This window comes from Streptomyces sp. CA-243310 (genome assembly GCF_050936775.1).
Taxonomy (GTDB): domain Bacteria; phylum Actinomycetota; class Actinomycetes; order Streptomycetales; family Streptomycetaceae; genus Streptomyces.
Genome location: NZ_JBNJMF010000002.1, coordinates 1,562,108 through 1,580,575, shown reverse-complemented (window position 1 = coordinate 1,580,575; position 18,468 = coordinate 1,562,108). Strand labels below are relative to the sequence as shown.

At 67.3% G+C, this 18,468-nt stretch carries 16 protein-coding genes, 1 tRNA gene and 1 pseudogene; 11 read left to right on the top strand and 7 right to left on the bottom strand.

Translation table 11 applies throughout. The annotated features are described in order from the left end of the window. Positions 1-188: 188 nt before the first annotated feature. The 3 genes from ACQEVM_RS24740 to ACQEVM_RS24730 all read left to right on the top strand — a co-directional run bounded on the left by ACQEVM_RS24740 (position 189) and on the right by ACQEVM_RS24730 (position 2,564). Positions 189-1,145, top strand: coding sequence for a DNA-methyltransferase (locus ACQEVM_RS24740; RefSeq protein ID WP_433082498.1), 957 nt, complete (start codon positions 189-191; stop codon positions 1,143-1,145). A gap of 79 nt (positions 1,146-1,224) precedes the next feature. Further along, complete coding sequence (locus tag ACQEVM_RS24735; protein WP_433082496.1) at positions 1,225-1,557, top strand: hypothetical protein; 333 nt, start codon at positions 1,225-1,227, stop codon at positions 1,555-1,557. A gap of 170 nt (positions 1,558-1,727) precedes the next feature. Further along, a complete protein-coding gene (locus ACQEVM_RS24730) occupies positions 1,728-2,564 on the top strand; it encodes a DUF3846 domain-containing protein (protein ID WP_433082494.1) in 837 nt (278 codons plus the stop codon). 180 nt (positions 2,565-2,744) lie between these two features. Here the strand turns inward: ACQEVM_RS24730 and ACQEVM_RS24725 are convergent, their stop codons facing one another. The 3 genes from ACQEVM_RS24725 to hsdR are packed head-to-tail and all read right to left on the bottom strand — an operon-like array spanning position 2,745 to position 8,192. Further along, a complete protein-coding gene (locus ACQEVM_RS24725) occupies positions 2,745-4,313 on the bottom strand; it encodes a restriction endonuclease subunit S (protein ID WP_433082492.1) in 1,569 nt (522 codons plus the stop codon). Beyond that, positions 4,306-5,742 carry an N-6 DNA methylase gene (locus tag ACQEVM_RS24720; protein ID WP_433082490.1) on the bottom strand — a complete coding sequence of 479 codons (1,437 nt, stop codon included), beginning with the start codon at positions 5,740-5,742 and terminating at the stop codon, positions 4,306-4,308. Before ACQEVM_RS24720 ends, ACQEVM_RS24725 begins: the two co-directional genes overlap by 8 nt. After that, positions 5,739-8,192: an EcoAI/FtnUII family type I restriction enzme subunit R gene (hsdR, locus tag ACQEVM_RS24715; protein WP_433082488.1), complete on the bottom strand. Its 2,454-nt coding sequence runs from the start codon at positions 8,190-8,192 to the stop codon at positions 5,739-5,741. Before hsdR ends, ACQEVM_RS24720 begins: the two co-directional genes overlap by 4 nt. Positions 8,193-8,389: 197 nt before the next feature. Between hsdR and ACQEVM_RS24710 the strand changes: the two genes are divergently transcribed. The 3 genes from ACQEVM_RS24710 to ACQEVM_RS24700 are packed head-to-tail and all read left to right on the top strand — an operon-like array spanning position 8,390 to position 10,845. Further along, a complete protein-coding gene (locus tag ACQEVM_RS24710) occupies positions 8,390-8,800 on the top strand; it encodes a hypothetical protein (RefSeq protein WP_433082486.1) in 411 nt (136 codons plus the stop codon). Then, complete coding sequence (locus ACQEVM_RS24705) at positions 8,797-9,174, top strand: hypothetical protein (RefSeq protein ID WP_433082484.1); 378 nt, start codon at positions 8,797-8,799, stop codon at positions 9,172-9,174. The genes ACQEVM_RS24710 and ACQEVM_RS24705 overlap by 4 nt, the downstream gene beginning before the upstream one ends. 3 nt (positions 9,175-9,177) lie before the next feature. Continuing rightward, positions 9,178-10,845 carry a recombinase family protein gene (locus tag ACQEVM_RS24700; RefSeq protein ID WP_433082482.1) on the top strand — a complete coding sequence of 556 codons (1,668 nt, stop codon included), beginning with the start codon at positions 9,178-9,180 and terminating at the stop codon, positions 10,843-10,845. Between the two features lie 262 nt (positions 10,846-11,107). Here the strand turns inward: ACQEVM_RS24700 and ACQEVM_RS24695 are convergent. Beyond that, positions 11,108-11,195 (bottom strand) — tRNA-Leu (locus tag ACQEVM_RS24695). Between the two features lie 171 nt (positions 11,196-11,366). On the opposite strand from ACQEVM_RS24695, the gene ACQEVM_RS24690 reads away from it, so the two are divergent. The 4 genes and pseudogenes from ACQEVM_RS24690 (at position 11,367) to ACQEVM_RS24675 (ending at position 14,059) form a co-directional block, all read left to right on the top strand. Continuing rightward, positions 11,367-12,692, top strand: coding sequence for a M20/M25/M40 family metallo-hydrolase (locus ACQEVM_RS24690; protein ID WP_266951209.1), 1,326 nt, complete (start codon positions 11,367-11,369; stop codon positions 12,690-12,692). Between the two features lie 137 nt (positions 12,693-12,829). Next, the gene (gene chpH, locus ACQEVM_RS24685) at positions 12,830-13,063 is read left to right on the top strand and encodes a chaplin ChpH (protein WP_053678804.1); all 234 of its coding nucleotides are present in this window, start codon (positions 12,830-12,832) and stop codon (positions 13,061-13,063) included. A gap of 171 nt (positions 13,064-13,234) precedes the next feature. Beyond that, a pseudogene (locus ACQEVM_RS24680) lies at positions 13,235-13,423 on the top strand (chaplin); the annotation flags it as partial. 504 nt (positions 13,424-13,927) lie between these two features. Then, a complete protein-coding gene (locus ACQEVM_RS24675) occupies positions 13,928-14,059 on the top strand; it encodes a hypothetical protein (protein WP_433085535.1) in 132 nt (43 codons plus the stop codon). A 39-nt stretch (positions 14,060-14,098) separates the two neighbouring features. Here ACQEVM_RS24675 and ACQEVM_RS24670 read toward each other — a convergent pair whose 3' ends face one another. Continuing rightward, entirely contained in the window at positions 14,099-14,287 is a 189-nt protein-coding gene (locus ACQEVM_RS24670; protein ID WP_053678800.1) for a DUF5703 family protein, read from the bottom strand. 47 nt (positions 14,288-14,334) lie between these two features. Here ACQEVM_RS24670 and ACQEVM_RS24665 point away from each other — a divergent pair, with 47 nt between their 5' ends. Beyond that, complete coding sequence (locus ACQEVM_RS24665; protein WP_433082479.1) at positions 14,335-14,994, top strand: hypothetical protein; 660 nt, start codon at positions 14,335-14,337, stop codon at positions 14,992-14,994. Between the two features lie 67 nt (positions 14,995-15,061). Here the strand turns inward: ACQEVM_RS24665 and ACQEVM_RS24660 are convergent, their stop codons facing one another. Beyond that, positions 15,062-17,398 carry a helix-hairpin-helix domain-containing protein gene (locus ACQEVM_RS24660; RefSeq protein WP_433082477.1) on the bottom strand — a complete coding sequence of 779 codons (2,337 nt, stop codon included), beginning with the start codon at positions 17,396-17,398 and terminating at the stop codon, positions 15,062-15,064. Further along, positions 17,395-18,387 carry an aldo/keto reductase gene (locus ACQEVM_RS24655; protein WP_433082475.1) on the bottom strand — a complete coding sequence of 331 codons (993 nt, stop codon included), beginning with the start codon at positions 18,385-18,387 and terminating at the stop codon, positions 17,395-17,397. Before ACQEVM_RS24655 ends, ACQEVM_RS24660 begins: the two co-directional genes overlap by 4 nt. Between the last annotated feature and the right edge of the window lie 81 nt (positions 18,388-18,468).

Genomic DNA, 18,468 nt, shown 5'->3' with positions numbered 1-18,468 from the left:
GGCGTCCTCACCTGGGCGTCGCGGCACCCCTCAACAACTAAACAGAGAACACACCCATGCAACCACCTACACAGCTAGGAGGTGATCTTCAAAGCGGCCCGCAGTCAGCGGACGCTACGAATCTCCCTCGCAACACGATCCTCATTGGGGATGTCCGCGAGCGTCTGGTCGACCTACCAGCCGCGTCCGTGGACACCATCATCACCAGCCCGCCGTACTACGGCGTCCGTGACTACGGCCATGAGCAGCAGCGCGGAGCCGAATCGGACATAGACGGCTGGGTGAACGGCCTTCGACTCGTCGCCCGTGATCTGGCCCGCGTCCTGCGTCCACACGGTTCGCTCTGGTTGAACCTCGGTGACAGTTACTCCCGCCGCCCCGCCGAGGGTGCCGCGCCAAAGAGCCTACTCCTTGGCCCTGCGCGGGTGGCGTTAGCCCTGGTCCGTGACGGATGGACGCTCCGCAACGAGGTTATCTGGGCCAAGACCAACCCCATGCCCTCGTCGGTCACCGATCGGCTGACGACGACGCACGAGTTGATCTACTTCTTCACTCGTTCGCCGCGCTACTACTTCGATCTCGACCCGATCAGGCGTCCGCTCGTCACCGGCAAGCGCCAGAACCCCAGCACCGCACCGAGCAGCTATCCGCCTGCTGGCATCGGGGCGGTGAACCGCAAGGGCTGGACGCTCAACGACAACCGCGGGCTTTCCCGCCTGAAGACCTCCGGCCTGTCAGGGCATCCGCTCGGCAAGAACCCTGGCGACGTCTGGACGTTGCCGACCGCAGGCTTCCGAGGCGGCCACTTCGCCGCCTTCCCAATGAGCCTGGTGGAGCGTCCACTCCTGGCGACCACGCCAGAGCGGGTCTGCCCGAAGTGCGGCGAGCCGTGGCACCGCGCCCTGGAACGCCGGGACGGCCGTCTACTGGCTGTCGGTGCGTTGGAGCCAACCTGCCTGTGTGGCGTTGACGGCGTGCCGGGTGTCGTACTCGACCCGTTCATGGGGACTGGTACGACCGCGCTGGCCGCCGAGAAGCACGGCCGCGACTGGATCGGCATCGAGCTGAACCCCAAGTACGCCGAGATGGCCGAGGACCGGCTTCGCGCCGAGCGTACGAAGCGTCAACCGCGGAAAGCAGCCTGACACCTCCCCGGTGTCATGCGGCCGTCGTCGTCATCTCGGCTCAGAGATGGCCGGCCGCACCAACACTGAGGAGGCTTCCGTGACCACGGAACCCCGCAACGGCGGCAGCGTGAAGACCCTGGGCATCAAGGTGCCCGACGCCCTTCACGCGCAGTTCGCCCTCGTCGCCCAGCTCGACGGCATCTCCCTGGGAGACGCCGCTATCCGCGCGGTCGAGCTGTACGTCACCACCAAGAAGGCGGAGCCCGACTTCGCCGCCCGCGCCAAGGCCGCGCTCGAAGCGATCGAGCGCGAGGCAGCCGCCCGGCGCGGCGCAATCCAGGGCCTGTTCGGGACGGAAGACCCGACGGCCGAAACCGCCGCCGAGACCACCACGTCAACGCGGCGCCGCAGCCGTGAGGCTTCCAAGTAAGGACGGAAGCCCCTGCTGACCCGGAGCGGAGTGGCGGCCAACCGGCCGCCCTCCGCTCCACACATCACCTGCACATCAGACCGTTTCCCGACTCAACGCGGGCGGCGGCCTGGTGTGGAACGGACCGCCCACCAGGCAACAGCCCAACGGTCCAGAAGCGAGCGGCAATCTTGATTACCGCCATCGTCATACCCGTCGATCCGGGTCAGCCGATCCGGCTCCAGCAGCTCGAAATAAGCGACATCGACGCCTACCAGCAGATCGTGGGAGGCAACCTCCAGATCGTCGGTCTCGAACGGCCGCCGGCCGGGATGTACCTCAACGAGTCCGGCAAGCTGAACCGGATGCGCGTCAACCACCGAGCAACCACGCTCGTGTGGGTTCACAACTCCGCGTTTCGGAATCACGACGTGATCGTGGGACCGGCGCTCATCGTCGGTCCGCCGAATCGCCACGGTGACGACACCTCGGCCCCGCAGGACCTCACCGACCTGCTGTTCAACAGCGAGCGCTACAGGGTCCAGCTGTGGACTGGCGGTGACTCTCGGTGGACGAGCGACCCGGAAGTGTTTACCGACTGGACGGAGGCGTACCGCTACGCCTTGCAGCAGGTCGAGACGCAAGAGGGCGCTCAGGAAATCCGAGTCGTCGCCGAGTTGGCCGATGAACTGCGCGAGCAGTGGTTCAAGCTCGGCATCGAGAACCCGTGGATCAGCTCCGCGGACGACCCGCCGTTCACCCGAAACAGCTTCGCCGGCTGCTACAGCGTCGAGGAGCTGGAGCAGAACATCGGGCACGGCAACTGGGCGATCGGCACCGCGTTCTACTACCGCGACCTGTGCTTCATCAATCAGGTCGAGGGTGGTGACGAGTGGTTGACCATTCGGCATGGGATTGCGTTCGAGTCCATGACGTTGGAACCGAGCATCGAGGAAGGAAAGTTCGCTTCACTCGTACGACGACTGCTGGCTGCCTCTAAAGAGCAGTGCCAGCAGTTGGAGTACTGAACAACATCGTCGCGCTGATCTGAGCGCATAGGATGATGACAAGCCGCCCCGGCTCGCCCTCCTCTTGGAGTGGTCGAGTCGGGGCGACACTGATGTACCCATCCGAGCAGGCGCGCGATACGCTAATCTTATTTTTCGCAGCCGAGTCAGCAACGGCCTTTCAGCCGTCGGTATTGGACCCTAGCCGGGGATGGAAATCTTGGGCAGGATTGCCTCAAGCGCGTCACACAGGACCATGCGCTCGTCCAATTCCTTCACGATGCGGCGTTGCTCAGCCAGGGGTGGCACCGGGATGGGCATCTGCCTAAGCGTCCCTAGATTCAAACCCACGTAGGCGATACCTCGCAGGTTCGCCTGAATGAGCTTCCAGAAGTATCCAGAAGAAAACACGCACACTAGGAAGTCGGGGTCGACCTGATCGCCGACAGGAACCACAGCAACTTCTCGGGCAACATTGTAGCCAGCGATGCTCTCAGGAATTCGGGCGACCCCACCCAACGTGCCTCGCACGTTGATCACAACCTCGCCGCCAACCAGGCGAGTACGCACGAAATCCTTCTCGATCGAAGGGTCAACGCGACGCACAGTTCTAAGTTCAAGCCTGCGAAACTTGACGTCACTGCACCTGAGAGTTGGCACGCCTCCGGTGGTTGGCTCCGGACCAAGTTTGATCACACCATACGAGATATCCCGATCAGGCTCTAGAACCTGCTTGACCGTGGCAGCACACCAGCCTGCCGGAAGACCAAACGGCAGATCCGGGGCACCGGAAGTGTCCAAGCCGGCGGCAGGCGTCTCAGATGGGTCTTGCCGGACGAGGAGCCCCCGGACAGCAAGATCAAGAAGGGCGGTCTTGAGGCGCTTGACGTCCTCGACACTGGTTACAAGGCTGTCCATATTGGACAGTGCAAATTCGGCGTCCCCTTTCGCCATATCGTCGAACGCAACCAACGAGAGCTTATTTCGTACGGCATTAGCCGAGGCCTGTGACTCCAACAATTGGTCCAGGATGGCGAACCGCTCGTGGACCGCGTCGACGATGCGGCGTTGTTCTCCCAGCGGCGGCACTGGCACCGGAATGGAGCTCAGTCGAGTCTGGTTCATTTTCGGCTGGGCGGTCCCGGTGACATAAGGCTTGAGATCGATACTGTTCAGAAACAGAGCCAGGTACGCCATGGTCTCGGGGTGGACTGTGTCCACGACGTGGGCATGGTTGTTAACCCAATACTTCCCAGTGGCTACGAAAGCGATTGGAGTCGACCGGTTCACCAAGTTAGCGCCATCTTCGCTGACAAGGAGCAGGTCGCCATCAAATAGAAAGTCATCTACCGAATCGATCACCCCCGATGCGCCGTAGTAGTCGTATTGGCCGCGTCGACCCTCGCGCTCAGCAACGCTCAAGGGAACTCGCACGCCGTCCAGGTTGAAGACCAGTTCGCCGAATGGAGCCCAGGTCCAATGCTCTGGCACGGGGAAGGGCTCCGGCAACTTGGCAGCTTTTTTACGAGCCGCCTGCCGTTCTCGCTTACGGCGAGAAATGGCGACCTTCGACGGCATCTCCAAAAGGGCCACGGTGACTTCTGTAAGAAAGTCACTCCCCGTCCCCTCTGATCCGTCCCTTTTGGTCAGCAGACCCCTGATGGCCGCATCGGAGATGACCTGACGCAGCCTCTTCATGCCACCTGGCATGGCGATGAAGGCTTCGAGATTGTCCGACATTGCCGCCAGATCAGCGAGAGCCTCAGTCATTATTGAGGGACTCCTCCAGAAGGGCGCGAAGCTCCTTAATGAGCGTCTGCACCATAGATTGCTTTGCTTGGTAGGCGGTGAGCAGGTCCAGAGCGGACTCGTTGTTCGCCTCTACAGCCGACGGGTTCTTAACGTCCAAATTGTAGTTGCGCGCCTTGATGTCTTCGACCGAAACACGCCACGCGTTGGCAGATTCAACACGATCAAACCACCACGCCTTCTCGCTATCGAACTCCTCGATGCGGATCGGCTTGGTCTTGTTATAGCCCTTCGCTCCCTCAGGCAGCGAGTGCTCATAGAACCAGGTCTCCTGTGTCGCCTGGCCCTTCGTAAAAAACAATAGGTTTGTAGCGATGCTGGTGTAAGGCGCAAAAACGGAGGACGGCAGACGCACAATGGTGTGCAAGTTGCACTCATTGAGCAACTGCTCCTTAATTCGTGTCTTCACCCCCTCGCCGAACAGGGAACCGTCAGGCAAGATGATGCCCGCGCGCCCTCCCGGCTTCAGCAGCCGCATGATTAGCACCAGGAACAGGTCGGCGGTCTCCCGTGTGCGGACGTTCTGCGGAAAGTTCTGCTCAACACCAGGCTCCTCGACGCCACCGAAGGGCGGGTTGGTGACGATCACGTCCACGCGATCCGCCGGGCCGTAGTCCCGGAGCGGTCGCGTTAGGGTGTTGGCGCGGCGAACAGCGGTCGGCGCATCGATCCCGTGCAAGATCATGTTCGTCAGACAGAGCAGGTGCGGTAGCTGCTTCTTCTCGATACCCCGCAACGAGGCCTGCAGGAGCGCTTCGCCGTCGGGCGTCTTCACTTGCCCCCGCAGATGGTCGATGGTGTTGGCCAGGAAGCCGCCGGTGCCGCAGGCCGGGTCCAGCACGGTCTCGCCGAGCTGGGGATTCACCATCTCCACGATGAACTGCGTCAGCGCTCTCGGCGTGTAGTACTCACCAGAATTGCCCGCGCCCTGAAGGTCCTTCAGCAGCTTCTCGTAGAGATCGTTGAACTGGTGCTGGTCGGCCCGCACCGTGAAGTCAATCGAGTTGATCTTGTTGATCACCTGGCGGAGCAGCGTGCCGCTCTTCATGTAGTTGTACGAGTCCTCGAAAGCCTCGCGCACGATCAGGGTGCGCGGGTTGGTGCCGCCACTCAGCTTGCGCAGCGCCGGGAAGAGGTCGTTGTTGACGAAGTCGTTGAGGCCATCACCGGTGAGGCCTTCTTCGTCGCCCGCCCAGGCCCGCCACTGGTACTGCGCTGGGATCGCCGGCACGTAGCCGTCGGTCATCAGCTCCAGCTCCTGCTCGGTGTCGTCCAGGATCTTGAGGAAGATCATCCAGACGAGCTGGCTGAGGCGCTGCGCATCGCCGTCCACACCCTGGTCTTGCCGCATGACGTCTTGGATGGACTTGATGAGCGTGGACGAAATCACTGCGCCTCCTGGTACAACTGCTGCTCAAGGTCATGCACGGCCTTGAAATAGGTCTCGCGAGTTCCGAAGGATCGTATGAGCTCCATGGGGCCGCCCATCGAGCGGAAAGGCTCCACCCGCAGCACTCCGATGTCCTCCAACGAGCGCACGCCGGACTCGACGTACTTTTCCAGTAGCGCCTCCAACACGGAGCGCATCTGGCCCTGATACTTGCCAAGGTAGCCGTTCGCGTGGACTGCTGCTGCCCGCTGCCGACGCTCGATCGGCTGACGTTCATAGGCAACATCGAGCGCCATGTCGAATGGATCAAGCGCCAGGCCTGACTGTTCCACCAGGTCCTCCAGCGGCATGCCGGCGTCCACCAGCTCATCGAGCAGGGCTGCTCGCTGATCCGCAGCCGACCAGGCGCTCACGAAGGCATCCGCGGTCGGGTACCGCTTGAGCAGGCCGCTGCGGACGAAATCCTTGAGGCTGGAGGTGAGCGGCTTGCCGTCAGTCCCGAGCATCTGCACCTGTTCGCCGATGATCGTCACGGCCTGGCCACTTACCACGATCCGCTTGCGACGGACGTTGCGCGCTCCCGGCCGTTCGACCCACTGCTCCGGACCTTCGTCGTCCTCGCCTTCGCCCGCGGTCTCGTCGACGTCGTCCAGCTCTTCGACGGCATCGCTCATATCGCCGTCGGGCGGCAGTTCGTAGACCTTGACCGGGTCGCCGTCGAAGCCCTCGTCGGCAAACAGCTTGGTGACGTTCTTGAAGTCCATGATCACGAAGAACCACTTGTCGTAGTCCGTCCGTACCCGGGTACCGCGGCCGATCATCTGCTTGAAGTCGGTCATGCTCTCGACCCGGCTGTTGAGCACGATGAGCTTGCAGGTCTGGGCATCGACGCCGGTCGCGAGGAGCTTGGATGTCGTGGCGATCACGGGGTACGGCATCTCGGGGTCGATGAAGTTGTCGAGTTCCTGCTTGCCCTGCTGGTCGTCGCCGGTGATCTGCATGACGTAGCGGGAGTCCTTGCGGACCTCATCGGCGTTGAGGTTGGCCAGTATCCGGCGCATGCGGTTGGCGTGCGGGATGTCCTGACAGAAGACGATCGCCTTGGCGTAGCGATCCGTGCTCTTCAGGTACTCGGTGATCCGCTCGGCAACCCGCTTGTCGCGCTCCGGGAAGACGATCTCATCATCGATGTCCTCGCCTGTGTAATGCCGGTCGGGGATCAGGTTGCCAGCGTCGTCACGCTGCCCCTCCTCAGGGCGCCAGCCGAAAGTGTCGACGTCCAGCGCCGTGCGGATGACCTTGTACGGTGCCAGGAAGCCGTCGTCGATGCCCTGCTTCAGCGAATAGGTGTAGAGCGGGTCACCGAAGTAGTCGCTGTTGCTGACGGTCTTGGTTTCCTTCGGCGTAGCCGTCATGCCCAGCTGAACGGCGGAGCCGAAGTACTCCAGGATGCCGCGCCAGACGCTGTCTTCGCGGGCGCTGCCACGGTGGCACTCATCGACGATGATCAGGTCGAAGAAGTCCTCCGAGAACTGCTTGTAGACGTTGTCGATCTCCTCAGTACCGGTCACCGCCTGGTACAGCGACAGGTACAGCTCGAAGCTCTTGTCAACGACCTTGCTGCCCCCGCCGTCCGGGTCGTCGGCGTTCGCCACCTTGGAGATGGTGCCGCGCGAGGCGCTGAGCTTGGCCATGCGCCCCTTGAACATGGCGAAGTCGTTCATCATGGTCTGGTCGATCAGGATGTTGCGGTCGGCCAGAAACAGCACGCGGGCCTGGCCCTTGTCCGGGTTGATCGCCCGGAAGGACTCCATGAAGCGCCAGATGATCTGCGCGGCGGTGTAGGTCTTACCCGTCCCCGTGGCCATGACGAGCAACAGCCGCTTCTGCTCCTTGGCGATCGCTTCCATCGTGCGATTGACCGCGATCCGCTGGTAGTAGCGCGGCCGACGTCCCGACCCGTCGTCATGGAACTGACCTGCGATCACCGGCTCGTCGGCGTCCTCGATGCCCTTCCACTGTTTGTACAGCTGGTAGAGGGCTTCAGGAGAGGGGAACTGCTCCAGCGGGATCTCGACTTCGACATCGGGCCGGCTGCCAGTGCGGTCGTGCCACACGAAGGAGTCGCCGTTGCTGGTGAAGACCGAGGGTACGTCAAGCTGCTCGGCGTACTCGATCGCTTGCTGCATCCCGTCGCCCGGCTCGTGGTTGTTGTCCTTGGCCTCGACCACGGCGATCGGGAGGTTGGGACGCCATTCCAGCAGATAGTCGACCTTCTTGGGCTTCTTGCGCACACCCTTCTTGCCGACCACCTGGATGCGTCCAGCCGAGAAGTAGTAGTACTCCTCGCGGAGCGACGTCAGGGGCCAACCGGCGGTACTCAGGGCAGGCGTGATGTACCGGGTACGGATCTCCGTCTCGGTCAGCTGGGACTTGTCTGAATCGCTCACGGGGAGATTCTACGGACCACCACTGACAGTCACGAGGGTGGCGCACGACCCGGCGTCCTGGGTGCGCCGTGGAGCCAGACCGGCGGTGCACATCCCTGGCGGCTGGTGGCCCCCGACCTCCAGCCTTCTCCGTTCCCTCCTTTTACTTGCTCCATCTCCTCTCTTGTCGCTACGCTCTCGTTCGAGAGAGGAGTCCCATGACGGAGACAATCGAAGTGGACCCACAGACCTACCGGTCGCTGGAGTTCGCGGCCCGTATCAGCGGCTGCACGGCGGGCGAAGTGGTGGCACGGCTGGTGGCGGAAGCTAGCATGCCGGCACCCTCGGCCAAGGAGGGTTCGGAGCAACCGGAGGCGGCGAGCGGCGTGACGGTCTACGCCGACTACGAGGGCCACCGCACGCAGGGCAGCTACGACCCGAGGACGACGCGCATCGACATCACGTCGGGGCCGCTCGGTGGGCAGAGCTTCAAGACGCCGACCGGTGCCGCTCGCGCCGTGGTGGCGCACTACAAGCCTGGTGTCAGCCCTAACCGCAACGGCTGGTCGTTCTGGATGCTGGACGACGGCTCTGGGAAGTTCCTCCAGAGCATCCGGGGAGCGTTGTGACCAGCGAGGCGGAGCGGCAGTTCCATCGCGCCATGGTGCTCGGCGTGGCACGCCTCAAGCAGGAGATCAGCTACAACGCGACCCGCTTCATAGAGATGGTCGGCGACTTGGGCGGCGCCGAAGCAGCCCGCCAGTTGCTACGCGGACGGGACGCCTCGGACGGCTTCACCACCCTCTGGGAGCACGGACGACTGGAGATGAGCGTCGAGGCGTTCGTGCTGCTGCCGTGGTACCGGGAGCTGTTCACCGAGGAGCAGCTGGAGACGGCCGAGCGGCGGCTGCGTGAGCACCGCTTCGACGTCGAGCGGTTCCTGCGCGCATCCATACAATCACCCCCGGCGTGGGTCGCGTCGGGCACAACCCAGGCTGGCTGATCCATGCCCGCTACCTGCGTCTTCTGCGGCTCCGCCGATACCCTTACCGGCGAGCATGTGCTTGGAGACTGGCTGAGCAAGATCGGCCTTGACCTTGATCCGGTGCCGCACGGCGCTGGTTGGCTGAACCGCATCGGGCGCGAACTCGGCGTGCGCCCGCCGTTCCGCCAGAAAGTCCGAGACGTCTGCGGCGACTGCAACCACGGCTGGATGAGCCGCCTCGAAGTCGTCGCGCAGCGCGTCCTAACCCCGCTCATCGTCGGCCAGTCCGGCCGCCTCGAGGCGGCGGACCAGGGTGCAATCGCGGCGTGGGTACAGAAGAAGAAGGCCGAACAGCTCGGCGCGGTCATCGTGGCCGAGTTCGTAGACGCGGCCGAGTCCGCCAAGACCGCCGATCGTCCCGAACTGCAAGCGATGCTCGGCTTCATCCGCGAGCTGGGCGTCATCAGCTACGTGATCGTGGACAAGGTTGACCGGCTTGCCCGCAACCGTGAAGACGACGTGCTGATCAACATGGCCGTCCGTAAGGCCGGAGCACAGTTCGTCTCCTCCAAGGAGAACATCGACGAGACGCCCTCGGGCAAGCTCCTGCACGGGATCATGGCGAGCATCGCCGAGTTCTACTCGGCGAACCTGGCCAGCGAACCCAAGAAGGGCACGAGGCAGAAGGCCAAGTCCGGCGGCACTCCAGGTCATGCACCGCTCGGCTACCGCAACGTCCGGGAACGCATCGACGGGCGCGAGATTCGCACGGTCGCTGTCGATCCGGAGCGGGCGCCGCTCATCCAGTGGATGTTCAGTGCCTACGCCACCGGGGACTGGACCATGCGCCAGCTCACCGCCGAGCTCAACCGGCGAGGGCTGCGCATCCCGGCCACCAAGAAGCTCGCGGAACGTCCGCTGCGCTACCAACACGTCGACAAGATGCTCGTCAATCGCTACTACATCGGCTTCGTCAGCTACGAGGGCATCGAGTACGACGGCCGGCATCCGGCGCTCATTGACACGGCTACCTTCGAGCAGGTGCAGGACGTCCGGACCGCTCGCGCTGCGGCGCGGGAGAAGGTCCAGAAGCACCCGCACTACCTCAAGGGCTCGATCTTCTGCGGCCGTTGCCGTGGTCGGTTCGGCGTCATGAACGCCAAGAACCGCTGGGGCACGGTCTACCCGTACTTCTACTGCCTGGGCCGAGCCAAGAAGGAGGACTGCACCCAGTCAACGATCCTGATCGCTGACGTCGAGGTGGCTGTTGCGGACTACTGGTCTCGCATCCAGTTGTCCGAGAGCCGCATCACCGCGATCCGTGAGCAGGTCATGGCCGCGCTCGTCGGCCGCCAGCACAGCAACCGAGCCGAACTCGACAGACAGGAGAAGCGCCGGAAGACACTGCAAAACCAACAGCTCAAGCTGATCGAGATGCGCTACGCCGACGCCATCTCGCTCGAACACCTGAAGTCTGAGCAAGAGCGCATCACCCGCGAGCTTGCCCAGGCACAACAGATGATCGACCAGTGCTCGACTGAGATCGAGGCCGTCATGAAGGTGGTCGAGGAGGCACTGCTGCTCTGCGCCAACGCGCACCGGCTGTACCTCAGCGCACCGCCTGATGTCCGCCGACAGCTCAACCAAGCCGTCTTCGCCCGCTTCTGGATCATGGATGACCAGGTGTAGGGTGCGGACCTGACTGAGGGCTTCGCCCACCTGCTCGACCCTGGGATTGCCGCAGGGCTGACAGAGCCGAGCGAGGACGAAGCCGCGAAGATCGAAAACCGTTCACGCCCCGACAAGGGGCAGGGGCGGTCCACTGGGGCACACCGCGCCAACCTGGAACTGGTGCGGCCCGAGGGCGCCATACAGCGCCCGAACGGCCCACTTCCCGCCGATACGACGAACCCCGGACCCAACTGGGACCGGGGTTCAAACATGACCGTTTTGGTGTCCGAGGGGGGACTTGAACCCCCACGCCCGATAAAGGGCACTAGCACCTCAAGCTAGCGCGTCTGCCATTCCGCCACCCGGACAAGGTGTCTGTCTCGCGTCCCTCGCGGGCCGTTCCGACGTGGAAAACATTACCAAACATTCCGGGGTCCTCGATCACACCCCCCGGTGACCGGGGATCGCCCTTGGGGACGGCGGCCGGTGGGGCGAGGATGGGGGGAGGAAGTCGGCACTGATCAGTGGGAGGAAGCAGCGTGAGCGAATCGAGCGCGGGCAGGACCGTCTCCGGTGAGGACGAGGTCGTCGACCTCTGCCGTGACCTCATCCGGATCGACACCAGCAACTACGGGGACCACTCCGGCCCCGGTGAGCGGAAGGCGGCCGAGTGGGTCGCGGAGCAGCTGGCCGAGGTCGGGCTGGAGCCGCAGATCTTCGAATCGCACAAGGGGCGGGCCTCCACCGTCGCGCGCATCGAGGGCGAGGACCCCTCCCGGCCGGCGCTGCTGATCCACGGCCACACCGACGTCGTCCCCGCCAACGCCGCAGACTGGACGTACGACCCGTTCGCGGGCGAGATCGCCGACGGGTGCCTGTGGGGGCGCGGCGCGGTCGACATGAAGGACATGGACGCGATGACGCTGGCCGTCGTGCGCGACCGGATGCGCAGCGGCCGCAAGCCCCCGCGCGACATCGTGCTCGCCTTCCTCGCCGACGAGGAGGCGGGCGGCGTCTACGGGGCCCGGCACCTCGTCGACAAGCACCCCGGCCTCTTCGAGGGGGTCACCGAGGCGATCGGCGAGGTCGGCGGCTTCTCGTTCACCGTCAACGAGAACCTGCGCCTGTACCTGGTGGAGACCGCCCAGAAGGGCATGCACTGGATGCGGCTCACGGTGGAGGGCACCGCGGGCCACGGCTCCATGACCAACAACGACAACGCCATCACGGAACTGTGCGAGGCCGTGGGTCGGCTGGGTCGCCACCAGTGGCCGGTGCGCGTGACCAAGACCGTGCGGTCCTTCCTGGACGAACTCTCGGACGCGCTCGGCACCCCCCTCGACCCCGACAACATGGACGCGACGCTCGCCAAGCTCGGCGGCATCGCCAAGATGGTCGGGGCCACCCTGCGCAACTCGGCGGCCCCGACGATGCTGGGCGCCGGCTACAAGGTCAACGTCATCCCCGGCCAGGCCACCGCGCACGTGGACGGCCGCTTCCTGCCCGGTTACGAGGACGAGTTCTTCGCGGACCTCGACCGGATCCTCGGCCCGCGCGTGAAGCGGGAGGACGTCCACGCGGACAAGGCCCTGGAGACGGACTTCGACGGAAAGCTCGTCGACGCCATGCAGACCGCGCTGAAGGCGGAGGACCCGATCGCCCGCGCGGTTCCGTACATGCTCTCCGGCGGCACGGACGCCAAGTCGTTCGACGACCTCGGAATCCGCTGCTTCGGCTTCGCCCCGCTCCAACTGCCCCCGGAGCTCGACTTCGCCGGCATGTTCCACGGCGTGGACGAGCGGGTGCCGGTGGACGGGCTGAAGTTCGGTGTTCGGGTGCTCGACCGATTCATCGACAACGCCTGAGGCGCCCAATTCGGGTAGGTGTGCGGACGTCACCGAGAAGAGTGAATGCACTCATACGCTCGTAGCCCCGGTGATCCTTCCTCGTTACAGGTGGTGCGGTCCGCGGCTGGGACCGCACTTGCCTACTAGGAGGAACAATGCTCAAGAAGGTTGTCGCCGCTGCGGCTGCCACTGGTGGTCTCATTCTCGCGGGTGCGGGCATGGCTGCCGCCGACGCGGGTGCCCAGGGTGCGGCCATCGGTTCGCCCGGTGTCCTGTCCGGCAACGTCGTCCAGGTTCCGGTCCACGTGCCGGTCAACGTCTGCGGCAACACGATCAACGTGATCGGTCTGCTGAACCCGGCCTTCGGCAACACCTGCGTCAACGCCTGACGTATCTGAAGTCCCGGGCCCCGGAGCGCTTTCCAGCGCTCCGGGGCCACCGGGCTTTCCGGGCCCGATCTCGATCATGCGGCCCGGCTTCCGACATCTCGGCGCGGCAGGCGGGGGAGCCTGCAGGGCCTGCGCGTCGACCGAAACGTGCACAACAGGGGACGAGTACAGATGCGACGACCGGTAGTACAGGTCACCAGGAAGACCCTGATCACCATGGCGGCCGCGGGAGGTGTTCTCGCGCTGGGTGGAGGTGTCGCCCAGGCGGACGCCGGAGCGTCCGGCCATGCCGCGAACTCCCCGGGCCTGCTGTCCGGGAACAACGTCCAGGCGCCCGTGGACGTACCGGTGAACGCCTGCGGGAACACCGTGAACGTGGTGGGGGGCCTGAACCCCGCCTTCGGCAACCGCTGCGAGAACGCCGGCAAGCCGACACGGCCGAGTCACCCCGGAAACCCCGGTCACCCTGGAAACCCGGGTCACCCCGGTCACCCGGGCCACCCCGGAAACCCCGGTCACCCGGGCCACCCGGATGAACCGTGCGACGACGACGAGCCGGGCAACCCCGGAACACCTGGGAACCCGGGCACGCCCGGAAACCCCGGGACCCCGGGTAACCCCGGGACGCCCGGCAATCCGGGTACGCCCGGCAATCCCGGGACCCCGGGCAACCCCGGCACGCCCGGCAACCCCGGAACGCCCGGCAACCCCGGAACGCCTGGGAACCCCGGAACGCCCGGCAACCCCGGCACTCCAGGTAACCCCGGGACCCCTGGCAACCCGGGCACGCCCGGTACCCCGGGTAACCCCGGCACCCCGAGCACGCCCGGCAACCCCGGGACCCCGGGCAACCCCGGTACTCCCGTGAAGCCCGGCCAGGGCCAAGGGCTTGCCGCCACCGGCGCCGGTGACGTCCTCAGCGCCGGCGTTCCGCTCGCGGGCGGCCTGTTGCTGGCCGGCGCCGTGCTCTACCGGCGCGCCCGCAACGCCGCCTGACGGTCGCTCACGACGCGGGTCCCGCCCCCGGGGCCCGCGTCACCACGTGGCGCGGACCTGACGGATGATCCGGCGGCGCAACCGCACGCGGCGACTGCCGTCCCGGTGCAATGTCAGTCGGTCCAGCTCCCAGTGCCCGTACTCGGCATGGTCGGTCAACAGGCGGGTGGCCTCGTGGCGAGGAACCCCGCGGGGCACGTACACGTCGACAAATTCGTATTCCGGCATCGCATCTATTGTGCGGGCAGAGCCCTGCTACGGATAGCGTCTGCACTATGTCTGATGCCGCTCTGCCCACTGTTGCCGAGGTACGTGCCGCCGCCGAGGCGGTCAAGGCCGCGCTCGACCGTCACCTCGCCGCGGTCGAGAGCAGGATCGGGGACGAGGACCCGGCCGTCTACGCCGCCTTCAACGAACTCGCCGCAGCCGCCGAGGAGTACGACGAGCTCCTGTACGACCGCTACGACGAGGTCACCCCCTTCGAGATCCCGACACCCGAGGACGGTGTCCCGTACACCGGCCCCGCCGAGCCCGCCGCCTTCAGCGTGCTCATCCGCCGCGACTACGCCGTCGTGGAACCCCAGCGACTGATCGCCCAGGCCGAGCGTGTCGCCGCGCACGACCGGGACGCCGAGCTGGTCGACGACGGCGGCACCGCGGCCGCCCTCGGCGTGCTCTTCGGGGAGTACGAGCCCGACGAGATCGCCTCCCGCTACAAGGAGTTCGGCCTGGAGGAAGGGGACTCCACGCTGTGGCTCGCCGCCTCGGAGGAGATCGCCGAACCGGGGGAGTGGTTGGACACCCCCTTCGGGCACACCGACCCACAGGACGTCCTGCACCGGTTCGACGTGAGCGCGGTCTTCGACGAGGAGCCGGACGACTTCGAGGACGACGAGGCCGAGGAGGTCACCGCGCCGGGCCTGACCCCGGCCTGATCCCTCGCCCCGCACGTCGGTGTGCCCCCGCCCGGACCCGGGCGGGGGCACACCGACGTCACCCGCGCTACCGCGGTTGCTCGGCCGAGGCCGCCAGGGCCCGCAGCAGGCCCGTCAGGCGGGTCGTGCGCGGCTTCGGCAGCCCTTGGGCCACCGCCGCCGGCAGTGCCTGGTCGACGCCGTGCACCACGGACAGGTGCCGCTCGGCCCGCCCGAACGCCGTGTACACCCAGTCCCGCGACAGGGCCTCCGCCGCGTCCCCCGGCAGAACCACGACCACCGCGGGCCGGCGCGTGCCCACGGCCTGGTGCGCGGTCACCGCCCAGCCGTGCCGGACCCGCGACTCCACCTGCTCCTGCGGTACGACGATCCGCTCGCCCGAGGCGTCCAGGTGCAGCCCCTCGGCGTCGGCCGACACCACCCGCGCGGGCAGCGCCCGCCCCGGCGAGGGCACGTACACCACCCGGTCGCCGGGGTCGAAGCCGCGGAAACGGCCGGGGCCGGGGTTCAGCCGCTCCTTGAGCGCGATGTTCAGCGCCCTGGTGCCCGCCGAGCCGCCGTGGCCGGGAGTGATGACCTGTACGTCGTCCGCCTGGACGCCGAACGCGCGGGGCACCGACTCCGCCACCAGCTGAACGGTCCGGTGCACGGCCTCCCCGGCGTCGCGCACCGGGACGATCACGACCTCCTTGCCGGGAGCCTCGACCTGGTTCAGCTCCCCGATCCCGATGCCCGAGACCAGCTCGCCGAGCGGACCGGGGTCCGGGACGCGGGAGACCGACTGCGGGCAGGCGCGGGCCGCGAGCACATCCGCGAACACCCGCCCCGGCCCGGCCGAGCCGAGGACGCCGGGATCCCCGGACAGCACCAGTCGGGCGCCGTCCGGCACCGACTCCACCAACGCGGCGGCGGTCTCCACGTCCAGCTGGGGGGAGTCGAGGACGATGAGCAGGTCCAGCGCGAACTGTCCGTCCGCGTCCCGCCCGGGCCCCTCGGCGCCGGCGAGCAGGCCCGCCACGGTAACGGCGCCCTCGTGCGGCGCGTGGGCGGCCAGGCACGCCCGCAGCCCGAATGCCCGTGCGGCCGCGAGCAGGGCCGCCGGTTCGGCGCGGGCCGCCTCGCCACCGGTGTGGGTGACCAGGCCGTGACCGGAGACCGCCCGGATCAGATCGGCGCCCGGTCCGGTGGCGGCCTCCTCCCAATCGGCCGCCCCGCCGAAGGTGTTGGCGAGCCGGGCCAGCCCGTCGGCCAGGCTCTCCTCGGCCAGGGCGCAGCCCTCCAGACCGAAGAGGACGCGCACCGGGGGCTCCTCGCCCTCGGCGTACTCGGTGCCCGGCGGGTCCAGCGGCTCGTTGAACACCAGCACCGCGGCGTCCCCGACGGCCTGCTCCAGCGCCTCCCCGGCGTCCGGGACGCCGTACTGGGACAGCGCCTTCTCCAGGACCGGCGCCTCCAGCGCGGTGTGTCCCTTCAGGGCGGCCTGCTCCAGCAGCCAGCCCACCAGGGCGGCACTGCGGCGCTCGTCGGCCGGGCCCGCCTCCGGGCCCAGCAGGGCCCGGGCGAATCCGTCCGCCTGGGTGGGACGCACCCCGGCCACCGACAACAACGACCAGGGGTCCTCGGCGAGCCGCTCGGCCGCGCCCTCGCCGAGCACGGCGGCGGTCTGAGCCGCCAGGGCCTCGGGAGCCCCACCGCGCAGCAGGACGGCGCGTACGGCGTCGACGTCGCCGACGGCGACCGCCGCGACGGGCGCGGGCGTGCGGGGCTGCGGGGGAGCGGCGGCCGGAGCCGGGCGCGGCGCGGTCGGGGCATCGTCGAAGTACACGGGAGCGGGCTTCTCGCCGCTCTCCACGGCCCGTACGGCGGCCAGCAGGTCGGCGGCCGTGCCGCTGAGCTTCGCGCCGGCCTCGATCGGTGCCTCGCGCTCCGCCTTGCGCCGGGCGATCCGCTCCCGCTCGACCTTCTGCGCGGCCAACTCCGCCGCCGCCTCGCTGAGCCCGGGCTTGGCCCCTTCCTCGTCGCCGGCGGCCGCGTCCCCGGCCGGCGTCGCGTCCGGCTCGGCGTCACCGCCACCGGCATCGTCGGCGTCGGACGCCGGGGCCTGCGGCTCGGCAACATCGTCCTCCGCGTCCTCGGCCGCGTCCTCGGCCGCGTCCGTCACCGGCGTCACCGGCGTCACCGGCGGCACCGGCGGCACCGGGGCGTCGGCCTCGGGCCCGTGGGCGTCCTGTTCGGCATCCGGTGCGGCCTCCGGGTCCGACGGGGGCTCGGACGGTGCCTCGGGGGCCTGATCCGCCTCCGGCGGAGCGACGCCGTCGGAGCCGTCCGTGGGCTCGCCCTCCGGGCCGGGGGCGGCCAGTTCATCCGCGGCGGCGGGCTCGGGGGCGTGACGGTCCGTACTCACAGCGTGCTCCAGTCCTGATCGGGGTAGCGGTGCACGGGCGCCGACACGTCGTCCAGCGCACGGCAGATCTCCTCGGGAAGACTAAGGGCCTCCACCGACAGCGCCGCGCCGAGCTGCTCCGCCGTCCGCGCGCCGACGATCGGCGCGACGACTCCCGGCCGGTCCCGGATCCACGCCAGCGCCACCTGGAGCGGGGTCACCGCCAGCCCCTGCGCCGCCGTCGCCACCGCGTCCACGATCCGGCTCGCGGGATCGTCCAGGTACGGGTCCACGAAGGCCGCCAGGGTGTCCGACGCGGCCCGCGAGTCGGCGGGCGTCCCGTCCCGGTACTTGCCCGTCAGGACCCCGCGCCCCAGCGGCGACGAGGGGAGCAGGCCCACACCCAGGTCCAGCGCCGCCGGCAGCACCTCGCGCTCCACCCCCCGCTGGAGGAGCGAGTACTCCATCTGGGTCGACGCCAGGCGGGTCCGCAGGCCCGGCGCCGCCAGCTGCCAGGTCGCCGCCTTCGCCAACTGCCAGCCGCTGAAGCCGGCCACCCCCGCGTACCGCGCCCGCCCGCTGCTCACGGCCAGGTCCAGGGCCTGGAGGGTCTCCTCCAGCGGGGTTCCCGGGTCGAAGGCGTGCACCTGCCACAGGTCCACGTAGTCGGTGCCCAGGCGGGCCAGCGAATCGTCCAGCGCGGCCAGCAGGTGGCCCCGCGAACAGTCGAAGCGCCGATCCGGGTCCCGTACGGACCCCGACTTGGTCGCGATCACCAGTTCCCGCCGCGGCGCCGCTCCGCTGATCAACTGCCCCAGGAGGTACTCCGCCTCCCCGCCCCCGTACACGTCGGCGGTGTCGACGAAGGTGCCGCCCGCCTCCCAGAAGGTCTTCAACTGCTCGGCCGCGCCCGCCTCGTCGGGTCCTTCGGCGGACCGTCCCCAGGTCAGGGTGCCGAGGCCGATCCGGGAGACGCGCAGTCCGGTGCGGCCGAGATGCCTCTGCTCCATGAGCGCTGAGACTACTGGGGCACTGACGCGGGGCACCGTGGCGCGCTACAGTCCCCCGCAGACCAACGTTACTGATCGGTA